The sequence below is a fragment of the Pseudomonas sp. S1_E05 genome (genome assembly GCF_056337105.1).
The window spans coordinates 2,530,314-2,552,253 of sequence record NZ_JBFRHM010000001.1 but is presented as its reverse complement, the minus strand read 5'-3'; the positions used below and the strand labels follow the sequence as shown (position 1 = coordinate 2,552,253).

16 protein-coding genes and 1 pseudogene are annotated in these 21,940 nt (G+C 54.7%); 11 read left to right on the top strand and 6 right to left on the bottom strand.

Translation table 11 applies throughout. The features are described from left to right. Positions 1 to 31 precede the first annotated feature (31 nt). The 5 genes from AB4N33_RS11770 (at position 32) to AB4N33_RS11750 (ending at position 3,369) form a co-directional block, all read left to right on the top strand. Positions 32 to 1,468, top strand: coding sequence for an IS1182 family transposase (locus AB4N33_RS11770; protein ID WP_476457376.1), 1,437 nt, complete (start codon positions 32 to 34; stop codon positions 1,466 to 1,468). A 220-nt stretch (positions 1,469 to 1,688) separates the two neighbouring features. After that, positions 1,689 to 2,591 (top strand): AAA family ATPase, encoded by a 903-nt coding sequence (locus AB4N33_RS11765; RefSeq protein WP_476457375.1) that lies wholly within the window; start codon positions 1,689 to 1,691, stop codon positions 2,589 to 2,591. A 10-nt stretch (positions 2,592 to 2,601) separates the two neighbouring features. Next, a complete protein-coding gene (locus tag AB4N33_RS11760; RefSeq protein WP_476457374.1) occupies positions 2,602 to 2,817 on the top strand; it encodes a hypothetical protein in 216 nt (71 codons plus the stop codon). A 6-nt stretch (positions 2,818 to 2,823) separates the two neighbouring features. Then, positions 2,824 to 3,036, top strand: coding sequence for a hypothetical protein (locus tag AB4N33_RS11755; protein WP_476457373.1), 213 nt, complete (start codon positions 2,824 to 2,826; stop codon positions 3,034 to 3,036). Then, the gene (locus AB4N33_RS11750) at positions 3,037 to 3,369 is read left to right on the top strand and encodes a hypothetical protein (RefSeq protein WP_476457372.1); all 333 of its coding nucleotides are present in this window, start codon (positions 3,037 to 3,039) and stop codon (positions 3,367 to 3,369) included. 272 nt (positions 3,370 to 3,641) lie between these two features. Here the strand turns inward: AB4N33_RS11750 and AB4N33_RS11745 are convergent, their stop codons facing one another. Then, complete coding sequence (locus AB4N33_RS11745) at positions 3,642 to 4,205, bottom strand: AbiV family abortive infection protein (protein WP_476457371.1); 564 nt, start codon at positions 4,203 to 4,205, stop codon at positions 3,642 to 3,644. A gap of 3,033 nt (positions 4,206 to 7,238) precedes the next feature. Further along, positions 7,239 to 7,973 carry a hypothetical protein gene (locus tag AB4N33_RS11740; protein WP_460139650.1) on the bottom strand — a complete coding sequence of 245 codons (735 nt, stop codon included), beginning with the start codon at positions 7,971 to 7,973 and terminating at the stop codon, positions 7,239 to 7,241. Between the two features lie 956 nt (positions 7,974 to 8,929). Between AB4N33_RS11740 and AB4N33_RS11735 the strand changes: the two are divergent. Beyond that, positions 8,930 to 10,090: pseudogene (locus tag AB4N33_RS11735) on the top strand (IS3 family transposase). Between the two features lie 316 nt (positions 10,091 to 10,406). Continuing rightward, positions 10,407 to 10,586, top strand: coding sequence for a hypothetical protein (locus AB4N33_RS11730; RefSeq protein ID WP_476457370.1), 180 nt, complete (start codon positions 10,407 to 10,409; stop codon positions 10,584 to 10,586). Positions 10,587 to 10,656: 70 nt separating this feature from the next. Here the strand turns inward: AB4N33_RS11730 and AB4N33_RS11725 are convergent, their stop codons facing one another. Continuing rightward, entirely contained in the window at positions 10,657 to 11,160 is a 504-nt protein-coding gene (locus AB4N33_RS11725; protein WP_476457369.1) for an Lrp/AsnC family transcriptional regulator, read from the bottom strand. Positions 11,161 to 11,298: 138 nt separating this feature from the next. Between AB4N33_RS11725 and AB4N33_RS11720 the strand changes: the two genes are divergently transcribed. Beyond that, complete coding sequence (locus AB4N33_RS11720) at positions 11,299 to 12,039, top strand: DMT family transporter (RefSeq protein WP_476457368.1); 741 nt, start codon at positions 11,299 to 11,301, stop codon at positions 12,037 to 12,039. 214 nt (positions 12,040 to 12,253) lie between these two features. Further along, the gene (locus AB4N33_RS11715) at positions 12,254 to 13,156 is read left to right on the top strand and encodes a LysR family transcriptional regulator (RefSeq protein ID WP_476458810.1); all 903 of its coding nucleotides are present in this window, start codon (positions 12,254 to 12,256) and stop codon (positions 13,154 to 13,156) included. 182 nt (positions 13,157 to 13,338) lie between these two features. Here the strand turns inward: AB4N33_RS11715 and AB4N33_RS11710 are convergent, their stop codons facing one another. Both AB4N33_RS11710 and AB4N33_RS11705 read right to left on the bottom strand, forming a co-directional pair. Beyond that, positions 13,339 to 14,490, bottom strand: coding sequence for an L-dopachrome tautomerase-related protein (locus AB4N33_RS11710; protein WP_476457367.1), 1,152 nt, complete (start codon positions 14,488 to 14,490; stop codon positions 13,339 to 13,341). A 29-nt stretch (positions 14,491 to 14,519) separates the two neighbouring features. Further along, the gene (locus AB4N33_RS11705) at positions 14,520 to 15,527 is read right to left on the bottom strand and encodes a zinc-binding alcohol dehydrogenase family protein (RefSeq protein WP_460116573.1); all 1,008 of its coding nucleotides are present in this window, start codon (positions 15,525 to 15,527) and stop codon (positions 14,520 to 14,522) included. Positions 15,528 to 15,924: 397 nt separating this feature from the next. Between AB4N33_RS11705 and AB4N33_RS11700 the strand changes: the two genes are divergently transcribed. Together AB4N33_RS11700 and aldA are read left to right on the top strand one after the other, a co-directional pair. Then, positions 15,925 to 18,093 (top strand): PQQ-dependent dehydrogenase, methanol/ethanol family, encoded by a 2,169-nt coding sequence (locus AB4N33_RS11700; RefSeq protein ID WP_476457366.1) that lies wholly within the window; start codon positions 15,925 to 15,927, stop codon positions 18,091 to 18,093. Positions 18,094 to 18,145: 52 nt separating this feature from the next. Next, positions 18,146 to 19,582 carry an aldehyde dehydrogenase gene (gene aldA, locus AB4N33_RS11695; protein WP_476457365.1) on the top strand — a complete coding sequence of 479 codons (1,437 nt, stop codon included), beginning with the start codon at positions 18,146 to 18,148 and terminating at the stop codon, positions 19,580 to 19,582. Between the two features lie 55 nt (positions 19,583 to 19,637). On the opposite strand, the gene AB4N33_RS11690 is transcribed toward aldA, so the two are convergent. Further along, the gene (locus tag AB4N33_RS11690) at positions 19,638 to 21,587 is read right to left on the bottom strand and encodes a sigma-54-dependent Fis family transcriptional regulator (RefSeq protein ID WP_476457364.1); all 1,950 of its coding nucleotides are present in this window, start codon (positions 21,585 to 21,587) and stop codon (positions 19,638 to 19,640) included. Positions 21,588 to 21,940 lie beyond the last annotated feature (353 nt).

Genomic DNA, 21,940 nt, shown 5'->3' with positions numbered 1-21,940 from the left:
TCTGATCGTCTAGATCGTATTGGGGGCGATCATGAAGCGATTCATTGAAGGTGAGGCGCGGACGCAAGTCACGTTGCTGCCTGAGTGCTTGGACGATTACGTATCCGAAGAAAATCCAGTGCGAGTGGTCGACCTTTTCGTCGATGAACTCGACCTGGGTGCGCTTGGATTTGAAGGTGTTGATCCTGCTGCAACGGGGCGTCCGGCCTACCATCCAGCGATCTTGCTGAAGATCTATATCTACGGCTACCTGAATCGGATTCAGTCCAGCCGCCGACTGGAACGGGAGGCCGAGCGCAATGTCGAGTTGATGTGGCTGACGGGGCGTTTGGCTCCGGACTTCAAAACCATTGCCGACTTTCGCAAGGACAATGGCAAAGCCATTCGCAGCGTCTGCCGGCAATTCGTAGTGCTTTGCCGCAACCTCAATCTCTTCTCTCAATCGATCATCGCCATCGATGGCAGCAAGTTCAAAGCCGTCAACAACCGCGACCGTAACTTCACCCAGGGAAAAGTGAAGGCACGCATGCAGCAGATCGAACAGAGCATTGACCGTTATCTGGCGGCGATGGATTCGGCGGATCGGGTAACACCCGAAGTGGCCGAGGCCAAGACCGAGCGGTTGAAAGAAAAGATAGAAACGCTGAAACAGCAGATGCAGAAACTCAAGGACATCGAGGCGCAGCTTCACGACAGTCCAGACCAGCAAATCTCTCTTACCGACCCAGATGCCCGCTCAATGGCCACGAGCGGCCGAGGTACCGGAGCGGTTGGCTATAACGTACAAACAGCCGTCGACGACAAGCACCATCTGATCATTGCCCACGAGGTAACCAACGTTGGCAATGACCGGACGCAACTCAGCAATATGGCGAACCAGGCGCGTGAAGAGATCGGCGCTGAGTCGCTGACGGTGGTCGCCGACCGAGGCTATTACAAGGGGCTGGAAATCCTTGCCTGCGAACAGGCGGGTATCACCACCTTCGTACCGAAACCCCTGACATCAGGCAGCAAAGCCGAAGGCCGATTTGGTAAGCAGGACTTCATCTACGTTGCTGCATCGGACGAGTATCGATGCCCTGCGGGGCAGTTACTGACTCGGCGGCATTCGTCGATGGAAGACGGCATGTTATTGCATTGTTACTACTTCTCTGGCTGCCAGTCCTGCGCAATGCAAAAGCAATGTACGACGGGTAAGGAGCGCCGAGTAAAGCGCTGGGAACATGAAGCCGTAGTCGATGCGATGCAGACTCGGCTGGATCATGATCCAACGATGATGAGGCGTCGCCGACAGACCGTTGAACATCCTTTTGGAACGCTTAAATACTGGATGGGAAGTACCCACTTCCTGACCAAAACTCTGCCGAGGGTAAGCACCGAGATGAGCCTTCATGTATTGGCCTACAACCTCAAACGAATGATGAGCATCTTCGGTATATCAGGACTGCTTGAAGCGATCAGGGCGTGAATCGAAGCTGCTTGATCGTCCGTGAGTGGCTGTTTGGGCCGCTGACGCGGCCCAAACAGCATTTACGAACGCCTATGTAGCTGACTAGGGCAATTCGCGCTTCCGTCTGCTGGTTTCGCAGGCAACGCTTGTAGCTCTCAGTTTTCGATGTGTGCAGTGCGTTTTCACACAGCCTGGACCCAAAGCGGACGGTGACGACAGGCAGAATCGACTATGGCATGTGCTGGACCATTTTGCTGGCGTGATGGTAGCCTACTTGTGTAAAGCAAACAAAAAGCGGCAGGAGAAACAAGTGGTATTCCATTCCGAATCTAAAGCACCGGTTACAAAAAATAAACTATTTGGTTTGGATGTGGAGTTTAGGCGGTTATTAGCCTTTTGTAATTTGGTTTGGTCAGAAAATTGGCCTTCTACAAAAATACTGTACTCAATAAATCCTACCATAATGCTTTACGGCTCACCTGGCACAGGAAAAACCTCGTTACTACGAAATGCCGCTTTGGAAATGCAACCTCAAGATGTAAAGTATTTTTCATTCAGTCTAGAACGTTTGCTGCATAAAGACCTTGGTAGATCATCTGAGGAGCTTAGAGATCTATTTGGTTTTATCAGGTCGGAATCTGATAAGGAAGAAAAGATGCTTGTGCACTTCGATGATGTAGACTCTGTGCTTAGTTCGAGATATGTCGAAAATGAATCGTCTGGGGTCAAACGCTTTGTTAATACTTTCATCAAAGAGCTTGATGTAATTTTTAATACGACTCAGAATTTTTCGCCGATTGTCGCTGTTACTACAAACATTTACCCGATGATTGACTCGGCAGTGAAAAGGCGCTTTTCATTAAAGCTTTCCGTAGAAAACAACGTAAGCAAAGAGGAGTTTCAGGATTGGCTTACTCCGATGATAGAAGATCTAGGAATATGCGGAAGTGTAAATTATGAAAGGCTCCATAGCAAAATGGAGCAGCGAGATCTAACACCGTACGATGTTTGCCTAGCGATGCAGAATCTATTACTTGACAAGCTTTCAGGTCACGCCATAGCTGACCACGCAGTTGAGCATGAATTTGACGTAATTGATTCTTCGAAATGCAATGGGCATCATATTTTTAAACATGTCTAAGGGGGATGCTTTGAGTGTCGAAAAAGAGCCAAGCGCTGCGCGGAAAGCTGCTCAATCAACAATTATTCATGAAGACTTGGTGGACGCTATCGAGGCGTTAGGACAAGCTAATGGATTGGACGTCGAAGCCACAAAAGGGAACGACTCTAGAGGAGATCTTCGAGTGAAAAAAAGTGACTTCGGTCCTCTCATGAACATAATCGAAGAAAAACTTAAGCGCGAGTAAGCCTCCATGAGCGATGATGACGAATTTGTTGAAGTTAAAGTTCATCGAGATAAAGTAGGAACGACCACAGCTAGAAAAATAGTTAAGCAGGGAGCCAAAGCGTTGATTTCTCACTATGAGATCACCCCTGGGGCGAAAGTTATTCTCGACGAGAATGGCGTTATTTATTTTGAAAATGTAGACCCGAAAGATCTTGAAGTTGAAAGCGAGGTAGAATAAATGGATATCGATTTTTACAAGGGCTTTGATTTTTACGACTCAGTAAGTTTCAATAATGACTTGTGGGGGGAAATATTGGCAATAGACTATCTTGATAATGTTAAGGACGCAGAAGAAATCATTCCAGAAGGCTATGATGGTGCAGGGGAAACATTGGAGCGAGTGCACATGGATGAAAGTCGAAACTTATTCATTAAAGGGCTTGCCAGGCTAATTGTTAAGTACTCTGGTCAGCCTCGCGGTGCTAGTAACGTTGAGGTGCTAAGCACGCTTTTGAAAACGATTGAGTTCATTAATGATGATAATATAACTCACTTTAGGCTAGATGTTTAGTAAATTGGCGCGCTATCGCGCGCTTGTAAACCAAGCCAGCAGCGCTTGAGCCTGAACTAATGCTTTGTGGTCTACACGGTAACAGGGTGGCCCAAATCTGAATCAGAGAACGCTGTTTATGAGCGATGTACAGGCCAGCCGGTGGCTTCTTCTGGCCGAATTTTGCCAGTAGCTATAGGCGGGAATAGTCCAATTATGGCGCTGACTAACGCTTGGATAAGGTGCGAACTTTTGCCCGTCTTGGATACCGCAGCGCACGATTTAATCACTTGTTAGGCATCATTTATAGGCTTCCCGTCGTCATTAGCCTCATACACGATTGGATTAGTGAGGCCTTCAGATCGCCAATGTGCGCGTAAGCATTCAAATGCGAAATTAACAAGCCTTGTTGCTTCGTCTTCACTGATTGCTTCACTAGGCCGTAAAATCTTTCCATTGTTGGCATCTACATAAGTTGACAGATTCTTCTTGCTGTAGGACTCTGGGACAGCCTTATTTGCACTGAGAAGCCACTGGATATCTTGGTCAGTGACGAGGTCGATTTCTAATCCGAAGGTGTAGAAGTGCCCGTTCTGTGACGCAATTTTTGCCTCGTGGTTCGTGAAACGCTTCTTGACCTTCTTCCAGTCGACCGCTTCTCCTTCGGTGACTTTCCCAATGACACCTACAACGATTGGAATTTTGCCAAGTTCTTCAACGCAGAAGTGAGCGAGTAGATACGCTCGACTGTACATACAGTTCTTCAGCAGAAGATCCGCTTCACGATGCAACTCCTCAGCGTTGTCGAAGATTGCCAAGCGCAGCGCATGTAGTTCTTGTATTGGCAGGGTATGCATGATGGCTAAACTTTGGTTAAGGGATCGGCTTTAGCCGGGCCCGAGTGAGCGAAGCGAACGGTTTGAAGCATTTTTTATGCCCCGCGTAGCTGATTAGAATGCGGCTATTCTACTTAATCCTTCGACTACTTCAAATTAACTAAGACTGAATCGCCATCAGTTTCCTATACGCCTTCGAATGACTGCCTCTGGCCGATATCTGCCTTTCGCGCCAGGAAGCTTTCGGCCAGAAACCGTCACTACATCAGCACGGGAATAGGTTGGGAGTACCCACCGGAGTCGTGGACTATTCATTCCAAGTTAGTGTTCACTCAGCCCGGACTGCCTACCTAATGATTTCCTTCATTCGACTCGTATGCCCGTGGTCCAGCCACCTAATTGAGAAGACACTCTAGGGTTATGGGCCACAAGAGTAATCACAGTAAAGACGCTCATGCGCTCCAACGGTAAGAGACTTACCCTACAGGTAGGAATATGTGCATTGAACACAAGCTCTGCGTCCCTAATCCGCTGAGTGCTGGGTGTTCCATTTTGCATCGTATAGGTAGCACTAAAATTCGGTTTTGGTAACGATTGCAAAGAACGGGCGATGGAGCGCCAACGTAGCATCAACAATACAAACGACATGGCTGTGGTGGCAAATTTTTGCAAAAAGACAACACACCTGAGAAACAAAAATATATTTAAAGTCCTTCTGGAATTTTTGTTTGGCCATCTCCTTGAACTCTTGTGCCTAGTTATCGCACACTCCATCAGTCGTGATATATGCCTTGCTTTCAAAGAAGGACTGAACTTTTTGAGTTTGCGCAAATTTAGGATATTTTGAAATTTCCGTAGTTCTGGATTTACTCTGGATAGCGGCGGCGCGAATAGCCAACTATCTAGCCTTACCGGATTGCCGATGTTGCAGGCACGGAGGTCCAGCAAGTGAGTGGCGGCAGCCATGGCTAGAGAATTCGTAAAAGCCGGCGATAGGGAATGTACCTTTCGTTGCCGTATATGAAGCGCCAAGCTGTCGTCTCGATCCCAACTCAGTGAGAGGCGTTTATCGAGCGCTGCGGTTAAACCTTGCCCTTTCATTGGTAGAAACAAAACAGCGCAGCCAATGTAGAGTCCTGGTAGGAAATACCAGGGAAAGTTCAAAGTAATATCAAATTTTACCTCGAATAAGCGGAGCGTCAGCTGCGAAAAAAAATACATAACAAGTGACAGAGTCAGTGCTTTTATAAGGTTGAAACGATGCAGTCGAAAAAGATATCGGCGAGTCGCACTTATTACAGTAATCTCTTTAAAAAAACTGGCTGAACGTTTCTGAGTTCGCATTATCAGTTTATCGAATAGTAAAAAAAATAAGATGCACCCTCCAAGGAACGCTAGTAGTTCGTAAAATGCCATTATGAAGCTATTCATAGGGGTTGCTCGGTCAACTTGTTGGCCCCGGAATTAATCGTAAATTTTCCGATTAAGAGCCTTTATGGATTCATACATGTTCTCATCTCGGGCAGAAGCTATAACTTGCGCCCAATTCACCGTGTCAGTTTCAAACTCTTGGAGTCTGAAGAATTTGTCACGGGCCCTCGCACAACGACGGCGAGAACACACCTCAGAGAGGCATTATGCCATCATGACTGGATTGGAATGAAGATTTAGCCCTTCAATCGGCTTGGGAGGCAGATGTCGCCACGATGCGACGGTTCAGCCCTGCGAAATGATGAACTCACCAATGTCAGCTTTTGGCTGTGGATGCTGCCTGTCCCTAATGTTTGAACACTCAGCCGACAGCAGTCATTCCGGCGTCATCATCAGAGCGAGAGACGTTGAATTCCTCTGCGACTCTTTGTGCGCTCAATTGAGCGCCCAGTAATAGCTCACCAGTCTAGATTTTCTGCCGGCTTAGAACGCTTAAGCCTTCATAAATGCGCGACTACTGGGCAAGGACGCCTTCTTCAGCAAGTCTTTATAAGGAGGAGTGAGCATCGAGGGATGATGATTCACTCGGTTTCTAAGCCGTGATCATGCGCACATAGGGCGATGTGATGGAGTGGTCGACATACCGTGTTCCGGCATCGGCCAATGACGCGCGTTCAATTGAGGAGATCGCGGCGGAGGAGTTGCGTATCGCCGCGTGCATTATCGATGCTGGAGACCGAGCCCTTGAGGTTGCCAGGTTATTAGGCGTTAGACGTCTCACAGGGGCAGCGCGTGAACGCATTGAGCGAATACTGAACGCATAGGGTCTGATTGATTCGTCGTGGTGATGTGAGTTCACGCCGTTTTTGGCCCTTTTTCGCGCTGTCTTTGGCACCAATCCTGTCTGATACTTTTCTTCCTCTCTCCGCTTTCTCGCATGTCAGATAGCCTTGCCAAACGCCCTGTTTCCGGGCGATTAGGGCGTTTTTCCTCGGGGCTCCGCGGCGCTAAACCCTGGAAGCTCAGTTCCGATTCTTCGTTCTTAAAGGTCACCACCCCAAATCATCGAAACCGGCTGTACGTCACGCGGGCCGTGCCTTTGAAGACAAACGGAAGCAGCGAAAGCACCTTTAGGCCGGACTTCCGATTGTGCGCTAGGGAAACGGAACAGAGCGCGGGGAGGGCGCATCTATTCGAACTTATTGCTGACGGGCTGTGGGCCTCCTGAAGACCCTTTGATCACAAGACCCAGGGGCCGATTTGGAATCAAACCATCGCGTCTGAGAGCCTGCCTCATACCTCCAAATTCGACGTTTTTGGGCCCAAACCGCAGTGCCAAACAGACCGCAAATTCACCCGACTTCTTGCTGTTTTGGTGACAAACCATTTTGCAGGTAGTTGGCACCGATTGAGTGCCGCTGAACCCTCGAAAGATCCGTCGGCCGCGGCTTCTAGCGGTCAACTCGGAATCTCTTACAAGGTCCTGGTCGGTGCCAAATCCGCTGCTAACTCACAGAATGTGTAAGTTGGCGTCGGATTTGGCATCGCGTTGCAGGATGTTTGGCACTGCCATCTAGCTTTCAGATCGCTAAATTTAGCGCAGTCTTTGGCACCGCAATGCTCTCACTGATTCTCTGGTTTTGTCGGCTGAGGGAATTTTGCATCTGGAAAGCCTTTTTTCAGCGCCGCATACAGTTCATCAGCCACTTTATCCAAATCCTCGATTGATCTATCTACCCTGAAAATCAGGCGTTTCGTCTGATCTATCAATTGCGAAAACAATCGTGGGCCGAGTGCTTGCTCTAGAGAGGCGTGCGAGACCGGCCCACCTTTAGGAAGGATTTTTTCTAGGATTGGCTGTATCTGCGTAAGATGCAGCGCTGAACGGGTTCGTACTACGTCTAGCGCATGCAGAAAATTCTGCTCAGCTATGACCAGTGTTTCCAGTACCCCTGAATCACCAAGATCAAGAAAAAATGCAAGGCTATCCAAGTCTAACCTGGGGGGCTCATCCAAGGGGTAGTCAATAGGGGGAAGTGAGATCACTACTGAGGGGTTGTCGCGGTAATCATCCACGAAGTCCAATTGGATTTGAGCGACGATATTCACTTGGCGCCAGAGTGTGAACATAGCGCGTGCGCCTGCACCTATTTGCCTTTTCCGTTCGTCTTCCTGGGCGGCATCTCGTACCAGAGCTGCTCCGTACCATGCCCCTGCATATGCGGCGATCAAAGTAGCTACAGCCGGCAAAAAGTCTTTTGCGAATGCTGCAAGTTGAGGGGTTCCAAACGGAGCGCTCAAGGACGCTGCGACAACGATCAAAACCAGCAAGGTTAGCGGATTTTTCAGCTTTTTCATTCCGTCCCTCTCATGACTCGTCCCTGGTTGGGTGATGCTATAAAGCGGAGCAGGGTGTGCTGATCGCCCGCAATGACCACCCGAGTCTGTTGCTAGATACGTGGTTAGTGCACTGCTAGACATTACCTTCCCTGGCTGTAGGCAGGGAGGTTGTGGCGGTGAACAGCTCGGCCAGCAGGAGGCTAGGGTAGGTCAACGCTGGATGGTCTTGCTAGAGGTGGGGCGGACAAATTTAAATCGGATTTCTGTAAAAACGTTCCCACCAGACAGGCTTAATCTGGGAGCAGGCTGCGCCGGGAATGGAGAAGCGCCAACAGCGCTTGGGAGTTTCAGCCCGGCGCTTCATCATGGCACCACTCCCAGTGGACCAGACTCGACATTGAAGGCCATCCCACCGTTGCTTTTTGCTGAAGTAACCCGCGCACGACCATCGGAATCGATTTTGATCCGCAACTCGCCCCCTACGTCTACCGTCTTATCGCTCACTCTGTGAGGCGAGTACTGGCTCGGGGAGGAGGCTGCACTCGACAGCGCGGGTGGTCCCAATTTGATGGCGGGCGGAGCGCTTGCGGCTGGTGCCGTTAGGCGTGTTGCGCTTCCATCACCCGTCATTCAGCTGGGCATCCAGTCGGTCAAGCTACCAACGCTTTCTTTGAGCCAACCCGTCAGTTGATTGAACTTCCCACGTATACCATCCCAAAGGCCACCGATCCATTGAGCTCCAATCTCGCTTAAAGGGCGCAGTCCAAACAGCTCGAACACGGCGTCAATTGCCTTTAGCAGAAGCCCAGCAGGCGAAAACGAAATGAGCCCCTGGACGATGTCACCAATACCCTGGGCAAAAAATCCTTCTAACTTGCCCCACAGGTCCGAGAACCAATTGGCGATGGAGTGTAGTGGTCTACTGAAACCGGACACCCATTTAGGCGAGAATGCTCGCCAGATAAAGGTGTCTGATGACCAAGCAACGTCGTTCCTTTTCCGCTGAATTCAAACGCGAGGCCGCAGGCCTCGTGCTCGATCAAGGCTATAGCCATATCGAAGCCAGCCGCTCGCTTGGGGTGGTCGAGTCCGCGTTGCGTCGCTGGGTTAATCAACTCCAGCAGGAGCGCAACGGCGTTACTCCGCAGAGTAAGGCGCTGACGCCCGAGCAGCAGAAAATCCAGGAATTGGAAACTCGAATCGCTCGCCTTGAACGGGAGAAATCCATTTTAAAAAAGGCTACCGCGCTCTTGATGTCGGAAGAGCACGAGCGCACGCGCTGATTGATCAACTGAGCGCCCAAGAGCCGGTCGATTGGCTTTGCACAGTCTTTGACATTACTCGCTCGTGTTACTACTCCCACCCCCTCAGGCACCGAACTCCGGACGTTGAGCGGCTTCGGTTGCGCAGTCGGGTCAACGAACTGTTTACGCAAAGTCGAAGCGCTGCCGGTAGCCGCAGCATCGTGTCGATGATGCAGGAAGACGGTGAGCAAATCGGGCGGTTCAAGGTGCGTGGCCTGATACGGGAGCTGGAGTTGGTTAGCAAACAACCTGGATCACATGCCTACAAACAAGCGACGGTTGACCGGCCTGACATTCCGAACATCTTGAATCGAGAGTTTGATGTGCCGGCGTCGAATCAAGTCTGGTGTGGCGACATCACTTACATCTGGGTTCAACGGAAATGGCATTACCTGGCTGTCGTTCTGGATCTCTACGCACGCCGAATTGTGGGTTGGGCGCTGTCAAACAAGCCGGATGCGGATCTGGTCATCAAGGCGTTGGACATGGCTTACGAACAGCGTGGCAGGCCTCAAGGGCTGCTGTTTCACTCGGATCAGGGCCCAGTATGCGAGTCGTTTATTTCGCCAGCGGCTGTGGCGTTATCGCACGCGCCAGAGCATGAGCCGGCGGGGAAATTGCTGGGACAACGCGCCAATGGAGCGCGTGTTCCGCAGCTTGAAAACAGAATGGATACCGACCACGGGCTACAGAACGGCTCAAGAAGCCCAGCGCGATATCAGCCAATTCTTGATGCATCGGTACAACTGGATTCGACCCCATCAATTCAACGGTGGGCTGGCGCCAGCCCGGGCCGAAAAAAAACTTAACGTCGTGTCCGGGATTAGTTGACCACTACACAATCGTTGGGCACTGTTTGTCCGATAGCTTTGCCACGGAACCGTAAGGGCTTTTTGTCAGCGACTGAATAAGGTCGCCCAGGAGCTGAGTGACGAGCTAAAAACCGTAGCGGGGTGTTTTTCTGCTTTGACATAGAATCACTTGGGTCGACCGACCCGTAGACCGCCAAGTAAGGCATTGCGCGCCAAGACTCGTGCGACCTGCATCTACGCTTTCTTCAATTTGCTGAAACTGTTTCATTGGCTGGCGGGTGTCGCCAGATTTTTTTGCCGTTCAAGCTGATCACTCAACAATTGGAGCGACTGCCATGAATGACATGACCACCGCTGCAGCAGAGATCACTGCTGAATCTTCCCTACACAATGAGCCCATCCCTGCGCTTCACACCAAAGCTGACCCGATCCGGATTGCAGCGGAAGGCTTCAGCGACCCGGATATGCTCGAGATACAGCAGCCGGAGTTTTGGCTCGGAAATGGATTGCCCTGAAGGAAGTTATTCTTGAAGGGCTTTGAATCGCAATGCTTCGTGTGCGGCGACGCCTTCGAGTGTTTTGACTTCAACCGTGAGCCAAGCTGGATCGACCACGCAGATGATTGGTCGGAAGTGCCGTGGTGTACTTCACTTGGCTCAGGGCAAAGCTTGACCTGATACTCGCTACGACAGGTATTGTCGTGAGACAGTCGAGCAGTAAGGTCTGGTATTTTGAAATATCCTCGCTCACAACCCTCAGCATGAAATCAGCCTCGCCGCTCATCAAATAACACTCCATGACTTCCGGTCGCTCCCTGATCGCATTGGTAAATATCTCCAGTGATTGCTTGTCCTGAAGCTTCAGGGTGACGTGTACGAACACGTTAATCGCAAGCTCCAGCTTCGCGGGGTCGACCAATGTGACTGCACCTCGAAGAACCCCGTATTCTTTCATCTCCGCAACGCGTCGCCAACACGGCGAAGTGGACAGCCCCACGATATCTGCCAATTCGGCATTGCTCAATTCTGCGTTCTTCTGCAATGCGTCGAGGATTCGCAGGCTGGCATCGTCCAGTTTTGCGCGGCTCATGGTAGGTTTTTCCTGTAATGGGTCGTTGATAGGTGAAACGTACCGATTTATTCGTTTTCAGGAAACAGATAGAAGCATTTTTGCTGCTGGGTAGAAATATCATGAATGCTCGATTGGATAACTTTCCGGAGCGCAATCATGAGTGTTTCCACCGAATTACTTGTAAGAGCTCGAGGCGGGACTTTCGGGTTTCAAAACACGTATATGTGGCTAGCTGTGATGGTACTGCTCTGGGGCAGCAGTTGGCCTATTACCAAGCTTGCATTACAGGATGTGCCTCCGCTCTGGCTGGCCACCATCCGGTTTTCCAGCGCGGCGCTGTGTTTGTTCATGTATTTGATCTTGCGGGGGCAACTGAAACTCCCGGTAGCCAAAGATCTTGCGATCATCGCAAGCGTTGGTTTATTGCAGATGATGGCTTTTACCGGGCTGGGTTTGGTGGCCATGGTGCACATCGACACCAGCCGTGCAGTGCTTCTGGCGTATACAACACCCTTATGGTGCGTGTTAGTGGCTTGGCTTATTTTTCGCGAAACACCGTCGAGGATGCAGGTGTCCGCACTCCTGATTGGCCTGATCGGTATTGCAGTGGTTTGTTCGCCCGGCGAGTTGGATTGGTCGAATAAGGATACTGTGCTGGGTGCGGTGTTCCTGATTCTGGCGGCCATCAGTTGGGCAATCGTTATCCTCCATATCAAGCGCCACCATTGGGTCACGTCTCCCTTGGCACTCGCCCCATGGCAGATGCTGCTTGCGACCGTTCCACTGGCAATTGCTGCCACTCTCACAGAAGGTCCTCCCACCTCCATAAAAGTCAGTGCCGATCTGTTAGAGGAGCTTTTTTCATTGGTCCCATCGCAACATCAGCGTGTTTTGTAATATCAGCGGAATTTGGGAGAAGGGTGTCGACGTTTGCGATGTCGAATTTCACCATGGGGGTGCCATTGGTGGGGATTGTTTTTTCCTGTCTTACTCTCGAAGCCACAGTCTCAGGTAAGTTCCTGCTTGGACTTTGCCTGGTAGTGTTCGGTGTTGTCATCGCTGCGCTGGTTGCGCGTAATACCGCGAGGAGTTGATTGTAAAAGTGAAGAAAATAGTTCGGGTCGACGATATTCAGGTATTCGTTACGACTGCAAGTGCAGGCAGCTTTTCGGCGGCGACACGATTGCTGGACATCTCGCCTGCCTTGGCCAGCGGCGCCGTTCAGCGTCTGGAGGGCATCCTGGGAGTCAGATTGTTCGTGCGCTCCACGCGGCGGCTGAGAGTATCTGACGACGGTGAGCGCTACCTGTCGCATGCTCGGCAAGCACTGGAAGCCCTTGAACTCGGCGAGCTGGCATTGACCCAAGGGCGTGATGAGATCGCCGGAACCATCCGTTTGTCCATACCTTCGGACATCGGAAGAAACGTGCTGTTGCCCTGGCTTGATGAATTTCAATTGATGTATCCGAAGGTATTGCTACAACTGCGGATCAGCGATCAGGTCGCGGACCTGTTCGGCGAGCATCTGGATGCCAGTATCAGATATGGCCAACTGGCTGACTCAAGCCTCGTGTCATTGGCCTTGGCACCGTTCAACCGCAGAACAGTGTGTGCATCGCCCAGCTATCTCGCACGGCATGGTGTTCCCCTGACGCCCGAAGATTTAAGCCGGCATAACTGTCTTCGTTATGTCATGGGGGAACAGACTTACGAGCGTTGGAGTTTTCACTCGTCAGAGGGCGCCAGAACCGTCCAGGTGACGGGGGACCGCATCAGTGACGATGCGGATATCGTTCGTCGATGGGCTGTAGCGGGAGTGGGGGTCGTCTACAAGTCCAGGATCGACGTCATGGATGATCTTCGGCAGGGCCGCCTTGTGGAAATCTTTCCCGAGGAGTACGGACAGCCGGCGCCGCTTCAGCTCGTGTGTGCACATCGAACTTCGCTGACGCCGGCAGTGCAAATGCTGAGAACCTTCTTGTCCACACGTTTCGAGAGCTATGTTGCGCAATGACGCTCAATGTTGGATGTCAGACTTTTTCAAGCTGTGATAGGCGTTCAATTCGACTATCAGCCGCTTCCAGGGCCGAGCATCCTTCCCGTCGAATCAGGTAGTCGGCTTCACTCCCGTTAGCGAAGTAGTCGCCGGCCTGATCCAGCGCACAAGACGGATGAGCTTTTGCATTGAACGGCCCTCTAGTGGGTTTGTGCAGGCTTGGCGTCGATCTTGATACGCATCAGGCTGTAGGGTTTCACGCGCTTGTCCTGACCATCATTGAATCCAGGAGAACGATGAAGTTGATTGGCCGTGAAGTACAAGTAGCCGTCGGGTCCGATGGACAAGGTGTCCGGCCAAAGCAAGCGTGAATCCTCGACCAGGGTTTGCCATTGACCGTCGGACAAGCGTTTCCTGATTGCGTTGTGCTCATAATCGCCGGCATAAACCGCTCCGTTGGCATCGGCTTCAAGGCCGTCGGAAGCTCCTTTCTCACCCAAGTCGATGACCGCTTTTTCCAGTTCGGTATCGCTCATGCTTGGGTCTCGCAACAGAGCGGTCGAAACTGAATAAAGATGCCTGCTCGACAAAGGGCAGAAGTACAGTGTCTGGCCATCGCTTGAGAGCGCTATGCCATCAGACGCTACCGACAACAGGCCGGCTTCTCCTTTGTCATTTTTTGTGACAAGGGCCGGTCTGCCTTCGATCACGGGAGTGAACGAGGGATCGACCGAGGTGGACTTGACTCCACTCAGTCGGCGAGTGGCATTGCCGCTTGCAAGATCGACAACAATGATTGCACCAGGGCCACTGACGGAAGAATCCGTAACATAGGCGACCCCTTCCTTGCCCACCCGAAAGTCGAACCTCATGTCGTTCACGTAGGTGGAGGGCAGCATCACCTCTGGGGGGAAAACGACGGTCTTGACTATCTTGTTGGACGCCAGGTCGATGGCGACCAGCTTGGCGCCTCCGGCCTTGGGTTCGGAAAACCTGGGTGCTGCGGTATCGAGTATCCAGACCCGCCCATGGCCGTCGGCGACTACGCTTTGCACACTGATGAAACCAGCGGCCGGGTTTTTCGGATCTTCGACATTGGTTTTCAGGTCAGGGTAAGGCACGACCTTTCCTTGGACAACTTCCGCAACGGTGTATGGAACGTCGTCACCCCAACGGGGAAAGTTGACAAAAATGCGACCGCTCTCGGTGACAGTAACTCCCGTTGGCATGGCCCCATTGAATGCGAAGACGCGTTCGATCTGGATGCCCTTGCCGGTTGCAGAATCGGCTACAGCCATTGCACTGAGAGAAACCGCGATCGCCAGTCCAGCGACTTTGAAGAGTGCTTTCATGTTCGTTTCCTTGCGTGTGTAAGCGCTTTTTAGAAGCCTTCCAGGACGATCTTGCCCTTGGCTTTGCCGCTTTCAATGAGTGCATGAGCGCGTTTGAGGTTCTCGGCGTTGATGCTGCCGAAGTGCTCGCCGATCGTGGTCTTGATCACGCCTTCTTCGACCAGGGCGCAAATCCTTTCCAGCAAGTGATGTTGTTGGATCATGTCGTCGGTGTGGTACAGCGAGCGAGTGAACATCAGTTCCCAATGCACTGACAGCGATTTGCGCTTGAGTGGAATCACGTCCAGTTGTTCGGGATCGTCAATCAGCGCGAGCTTGCCCTGAGGACGCAGCACTTCGACGATCTGGGGAAGGTAGGTGTCGGTGTGGGTCAGACTGATCACGTAATCGACGGGGCTTTGTTTGAGGTTTTCAAGCTGTAGGGAGATCGACCCTGAATGATCGATGACGTGATGGGCGCCCAGTTCACGTACCCAGTCCCGGGTTTCCGGTCGAGACGCCGTGCCGATCACCGTGAGTTGGGTCAGCTTGCGGGCCAACTGAACCAGGATCGAACCGACACCGCCGCCTGCGCCAATCACCAGGAGGCTTTGCCCTTTACCACCGCCTTCCTTTACGCCGAGGCGGTCGAACAACAGTTCCCAGGCGGTGATGGAGGTCAGCGGCAACGCTGCGGCACTGGCATTGTCCAGCGTGCGGGGTTTATGCCCAACAATGCGCTCATCAACCAAGTGAAACTCGCTGTAGCTGCCAGGGCGATCAATGGCGCCGGCGTAGAACACTTCATCGCCTGGCCGGAACAACGACACATCACCACCGACCTCACGAACGATGCCTACCGTGTCCCAACCCAAAACCTGAGGTTGCTTGCTGGTACTGCGAGCTCTCACTTTGGTATCGACCGGGTTGACGGCGATCGCCTTGACCTCGATCAGCAAATCACGGGCGCGTGGGATGGGTTGAGGCAATTCGGTTTCGAACAATGACTGAGCGTCTTGAATGGGCAAACCCGGTTGGGTGAATACGACTGCTTTCATTTGCGTTACCTCAATAGGGCGGGAAGTGGTGTCAGGCTAACTGCCTTGGCCTACCTCAAAAACCAACCAACCGGAGTAAGACTTTCGCCGTTTTGATGAAGGTTCGGACAAATTTGCTTCAACGGCGCTCCAATCTCCCAATCAGCGGCCGAAAGGACGGCGAATCCAGTGGTCCCGCATACCAGTAAGGCGATTCAAAGAACACCGCTACACCTGTCGCATCACCGTCCCTCTGATGCGACAAGTGTCCGGCTTCATCATCACGCATCACTTCGCTACAAGCCCCGTCGTTTCTGGCCTGTAGCCTGTTTCATCCCCTCTGGCACAGCCGTTGCTCCAGTCCTTTGCAGCCATCCGCGCCTGGCGCTGGCTCCTAATAAGAACTGGAGATTCCACGATGAATCAGATTGGCCTGCCACGGTCCCTTCTTCCCTCAAAAATCCTCGCTTCACTGCTTCTCGGCGCGGCGATTTCCGGCCACGCCATGGGAGCGCCTGCGCAGCCTGCGGCTGTGGATGGCGCGCGTATCAGCGCGGCCAACAGCGAGCCGGGCAACTGGATGAGCACCGGCCGCACCTACGACGAACAACGCTTTAGCCCGCTGAAGAAAATCAACGACGGCAACGTCGACAAGCTCGGCCTCGCCTGGAGCTACAAGCTGGATATCGATCGCGGTGTGGAAGCTACGCCGATCATTGTCGATGGCGTGATGTACACCACCGGGCCGTTTTCAATCGTCTATGCCCTGGATGCGCGCGACGGCAAGCTGCTGTGGAAATACGACCCGCAGTCCGACCGCTCCCGCGCCGGTGAAGCCTGCTGCGATGCGGTGAACCGTGGTGTGGCGGTGTGGAATGGCAAGGTCTATGTCGGCGTGCTCGATGGCCGTCTGGAAGCCATCGACGCCAAGACCGGGCAGAAGGTCTGGAGTGTCGATACCCGCAGCGACCCGACCCGCAGCATCACCATCACCGGCGCCCCGCGCATCGTCAAAGGCAAGGTGATCATCGGCAACGGTGGCGCGGAGTTCGGTGTGCGCGGCTACATCACCGCCTACGACGCCGAGACCGGCAAGCAGGACTGGCGCTTCTTCACCGTGCCCGGTGACCCCAAGGAAATGCCCAAGGGCAAAGGCATGGAAATCGCCGCCAAGACCTGGTTCGGCGACAACTACCACAAGCAGGGCGGTGGTGGCACGGTGTGGGACTCGATGTCCTATGACCCCGAGCTGAACCTGCTGTACATCGGCGTGGGCAACGGTTCCTCGTGGAACCCGCGTATCCGCAGCGAAGGCAAGGGCGACAACCTGTTTCTCTCCTCCATCGTGGCCATCAACCCGGATAACGGCGAATACGTCTGGCACTACCAGACCACCCCTGGCGATGCCTGGGACTACACGGCTACCCAGCACATCATGCTGGTGGACCTGGAACTCGACGGCAAGCAACGCAAGGTGCTGATGCAGGCGCCGAAGAACGGTTTTTTCTACGTGATTGATCGGGCCACGGGCGAGCTGCTGTCGGCGAAGAATTTTATTCCGATCAACTGGGCCACCGGCATCGACATGAAAACCGGGCGGCCGATCCGCAACGAGAAAGTCGCCGAATACTGGAAAGACCCGGAGAAAAAAGCCCGCCTGATCCAGCCGGCCTTCTGGGGGGCGCACGACTGGCAACCTATGTCGTACAACCCGCAAACGGGCCTGGTGTACATCCCGGCGCACATCATGTCGGCCATGTACCAGGACGTTGACGGCGCGCCACCGCGCTCCAAGTTCAAGAGCATTTACCAGCTCGACGTGAACACCGGGATGATGCCCGAGGACCCTGAAGGCCTGCGCAAGATCGCTGACACCTGGACCGGTAAGTTGATCGCCTGGGACCCGGTCAAGCAGGAAGCCCGTTGGGAAGTGCCATACACCACCATCTTCAACGGCGGCACCCTGAGCACCGCCGGCAATCTGGTGTTCGAAGGCACTGCCAATGGCCGCGTAGTCGCCTACGCAGCCGACACCGGCAAGAAGGTCTGGGAGTCGCCGGCCAACACCGGCGTGATGGCGGCCCCGGTGACCTATGAAGTGAACGGCGAACAGTACGTCACCTTCATGGCCGGTTGGGGCGGGGCATTCTCCACCTTCGCCGGTGCCTTGTCGTTGCGTGCCGGGGTCAAACCCAATGCGCAGGTGCTGACCTACAAGCTTGGCGGCACTGCCACGCTCCCGGACCTCAAGGACCGGTTCGCCGATCGCAAACCCGAACCGCCGAAGCTGACCGGCACGCCAGCGCAGATTGACCAGGGCCGTGAGCTGTTCAACTCCAGCTGCTCGCAATGTCACGGCATCAACGCCATCAGCGGCGGTGTAGTGCCGGACCTGCGCACCCTGAGCAAAGACAACCATGAACGCTTCCTTGGCATCGTCTACGGCGGGCGTATTCCCGATGGCATGCCGTCGTTCCAGGGCCACCTCGACCTTGCGCAAGCCGAAGCCGTGCATCAATACCTGATCAAGCGCGCCTATGACCTGCAGGAACAGCAGGCCGCCACCAAGAAAACCGCCAGCAACTGACACTTATGCGCCCGCTCTGACGGGCGTTTTTTCATGGACAGGAGAGACTGCAATGAGCGAGATCGTCACCTACCAGAACTACATCGATAGCGCCTTTGTCGGCAGTGAAGAGCTGATAGAGGTGTACAACCCGGCCGACGCCGCCCTGTTGGCTCGCGTGCCACAGGCCACCACTGTGCAGGTCGAGCGCGCCATCGCCGCCGCGCGCAAAGCGCAAAAAGGCTGGGCCGCGAAACCGGCCATCGAACGCGCCGGTTACCTGCGCCAGATCGCCAACAAGGTGCGCGCCAACGCCGACCGCCTGGCGCGCATCATCACCCAGGAACAAGGCAAGGTGCCGGGCCTGGCGCTGGTGGAAGTCAACTTCACCGCCGACTACCTCGACTACATGGCCGAGTGGGCCCGCCGCCTGGAAGGGGAAGTGCTGACCAGTGACCGCGCTGGCGAACACATCTTCCTGCAACGTAAACCCCTGGGTGTGGTGGCCGGCATTCTGCCGTGGAATTTCCCGTTCTTCCTCATCGCCCGCAAGATGGCGCCGGCACTGATCACCGGTAACACCATCGTGATCAAACCCAGCGAAGAGACGCCCATCAACTGCTTCGAATTCGCCCGCCTGGTCGCTGAGACCGACCTGCCCACCGGCGTGTTCAACGTGGTCAGCGGCACTGGCGCAGGCGTCGGGCATGCCCTCACCAGCCATGCCGGTATCGACCTGATCAGCTTCACCGGCAGCGTCGCCACCGGCTCGCGGATCATGGCCGCCGCCGCCCCGAACATCACCAAGCTCAACCTTGAGCTGGGCGGCAAGGCGCCGGCCATCGTACTGGGTGATGCCGACCTGGAACTGGCGGTTAAAGCCATCACGGCCTCACGCGTGATCAACACCGGGCAAGTGTGCAACTGCGCTGAACGGGTGTACGTCGAGCGTGGTGTGGCGGATGAGTTTATCGACAAACTGGCCAGCGCCATGGCCGCCACCAAGTACGGTGACCCGTCCAGGGAAGCTGGTCTGGATATGGGCCCGCTGGTCAATCAGATCGGTTTGGACAAGGTCGCGCAGATGGTCAAGACCGCCAGCAGCCAAGGTGCGCAAATCATCACGGGCGGCAACGTCGCCGACCTTGGCAAAGGTTTCCACTACCAGCCCACCGTGCTGGCCGGCTGCAAGGCCGATATGGAGATCATGCGCAAAGAAATCTTCGGGCCGGTATTGCCGGTGCAGGTGGTCGACTCGCTGGATGAAGCCATTGCCTTGGCCAACGACAGCGAATACGGCCTGACCTCGTCGGTTTACACCCGCAATCTGAGTGCCGGGTTGAAGGCCGCCCGAGAACTCGACTTTGGCGAGACCTATATCAACCGCGAAAACTTCGAAGCCATGCAGGGCTTCCATGCCGGTACGCGCAAGTCCGGGATCGGTGGGGCGGATGGCAAGCATGGGTTGTATGAGTTCACCCATACCCATGTGGTGTACATCCAGGAGTGAATGATGGCCGGGCGTGAAAGCGCCCGGCTTCTGCACGGGGTGATCGTGTTCGTGCTCAAAATACCTCGTTGGGCTGCACGATCCCGTGTTTTTTCATTTTGCGATACAGCGTGGAGCGCGAAATCCCGAAGCTGTCGGCCGCTGCGGTGATGTTCCATTGATGCTGCCGCAACGTGGCATACAGGTGCCGTGCCTCATCGCTGCACAGTTGTTCGGCCAGATTGCTGCTGGGCGGCACGTCGGGTGCCAGGGCGAGCGGTAGCGGCGCATTCATCCCCTGCAATTCCGCCGGCAGGCAATCGCTATCAATCACCCCGTCTTCAGCCAACGCCACGGCGTAACGCAGCCCATTGAGCAACTGGCGGATATTGCCGGGCCAGGGGTAGGCCAGTAGCCGGGCCCGCGCTTCGTTGTCCAGGCGTAACCCGGCCGCGCCGGGCTGGGCGGCCAGCAGTTCATCGAGCAGTTCGGCGCGGTCGCTGCGTTCGCGCAGGGCAGGCAGGTGCAAGGTCATGCCGCTGAGGCGGTAGAACAGGTCTTCGCGAAACTGTTTGGCGCTGATCATGCCGGCCAGGTTCTGGTGGGTGGCGGACACCACCTGGACGTCCAGCGCCACCGGCGCGGCTGCGCCGATGGGGGAGATTTCCCGTTCGGCCAGCACGCGCAGCAAACGGGTTTGCAGGTGTGCGGGCATGTCTCCGATTTCGTCGAGGAACAGGGTGCCGCCATTGGCCAGTTCCAGTTTGCCTTTCATGCCTTTCCTGTCGGCGCCGGTAAAGCTGCCGGCGCGGTAGCCGAACAGTTCGCTCTCGATCAGGGTTTCGGGAATTGCGGCGCAGTTCAGCGCCACGAAGGGGCCCTTGCGGCGCAGGCTGGCCTGGTGGATGGCGCGGGCGAAGGCTTCTTTGCCGGTGCCGGTTTCGCCGGTGATCAGGATCGGAATGCCCTTGTCGATCACCTTGCGAATACGTCGTACGCCTTGTTGCAGGATCGCGTCGCGGCCGCCCAGTTGATCGAGTTGCGGGTGCTGCGGGTGACTCGGGCGTGTGGGTTCGGCGGGTTTCAGGCGACCGACGGGGATACGCAGGCCGACGTCGACCAGCGCTTCGTCGATCAGCGCACGCAGTTGCACGCCGCGGGCGCCGCCGCTGGTCATGCTCAGCAGTTCATCGACATTGGCCGGCAGCAGGGTGTCGATGCGCCGGCAAAGCAACGGCTGGTTCTGCACCTGGTCGTAGGCGACAAACGCAGCGCGATTGGCGCCGACCACCCGGCCGCTTTCATCCAGGGCCAGCAACTGTTCGTTGGCCAGGTCGGTGATGTCATCGCGCGGTTTGATCGCCAGCGTCAGGCAGTCACGGTAGCGCTGGCGAAAGTGCGAGTTCTCGATCATGCGCGCATACATGATCACCAGTTGCAGGGTCAGGTACTGTGATTCCTTCGGCCCGGCGCTGTTCAGGCAGGTGGCGTTGAGGCAGCCGCGCAGCAAGCCCTGGGCGTCGAAGATCGGGGCCACGGAACAGCTGAGGCGGAAGTTGGAGGCCAGGAAGTGTTCTTCGCGGTGAATGATCATCGCCTGTTGGGCGGCCAGGGCGGTGCCGATGGCGTTGGTGCCGGCCACCGATTCGTCCCAGCGCGCGCCGACGATCAGCCCTGACTGGGTATAGGGATCGTGCTGGTTGGGCAGGCGAGCGTCGAGGGTGATGCCTTGTTCATCGCTGAGCAACACGGCAAAACCGGCGGGCACCACGCGCTTGGCCAGTCCGGTGACGCCCTGGCTGGCGATGGCCAGGTATTCCTGGTGCTGGGCCTGGTGCTGGCGTATTTCTTCCGCGGTGAGGATGTTCTTGACGTTCACCGCCCGTGGATTGAGCTGGTGCTGGTTGATGCTGCGATACCAGGACTGGGCAATCACCCGGTCCGGGCGGATACCGCGATCATGGAAGTGATCATCGACGAAGGCAGCCAGTTCACTTGCGTTGGTTTCCACGGCATGCACAGGCATAGCAGGACTCCCGATGCCGATGCCGTCAGCGGGTCAGGCGCTGCGGATCGGCTGTTGTTTTTGTAATGGCGACGCTCAGTCAGAGCGTGAACGCTGCACAGGTGTAACAACCATAGACCTTTGGTCTGCCTTTTGCAGTCATCCTTGCGTCGCATGCCGACCATTGCAGCAAGCTACATGCCGAAAGCCGGACGTCGGCCTACAAGGCCCAATCCAGCGCACTGAAAGGACTGCAGGGCGGGGCCGGGTGGTCGGCGCAGGTGTGCCACGGATGACACACCTGTCGCAGCACGCTGATTCAGGTGTTGCGGCGAGAATTGCAGTACTCCTATCAATAACAAGAGGATCGCACC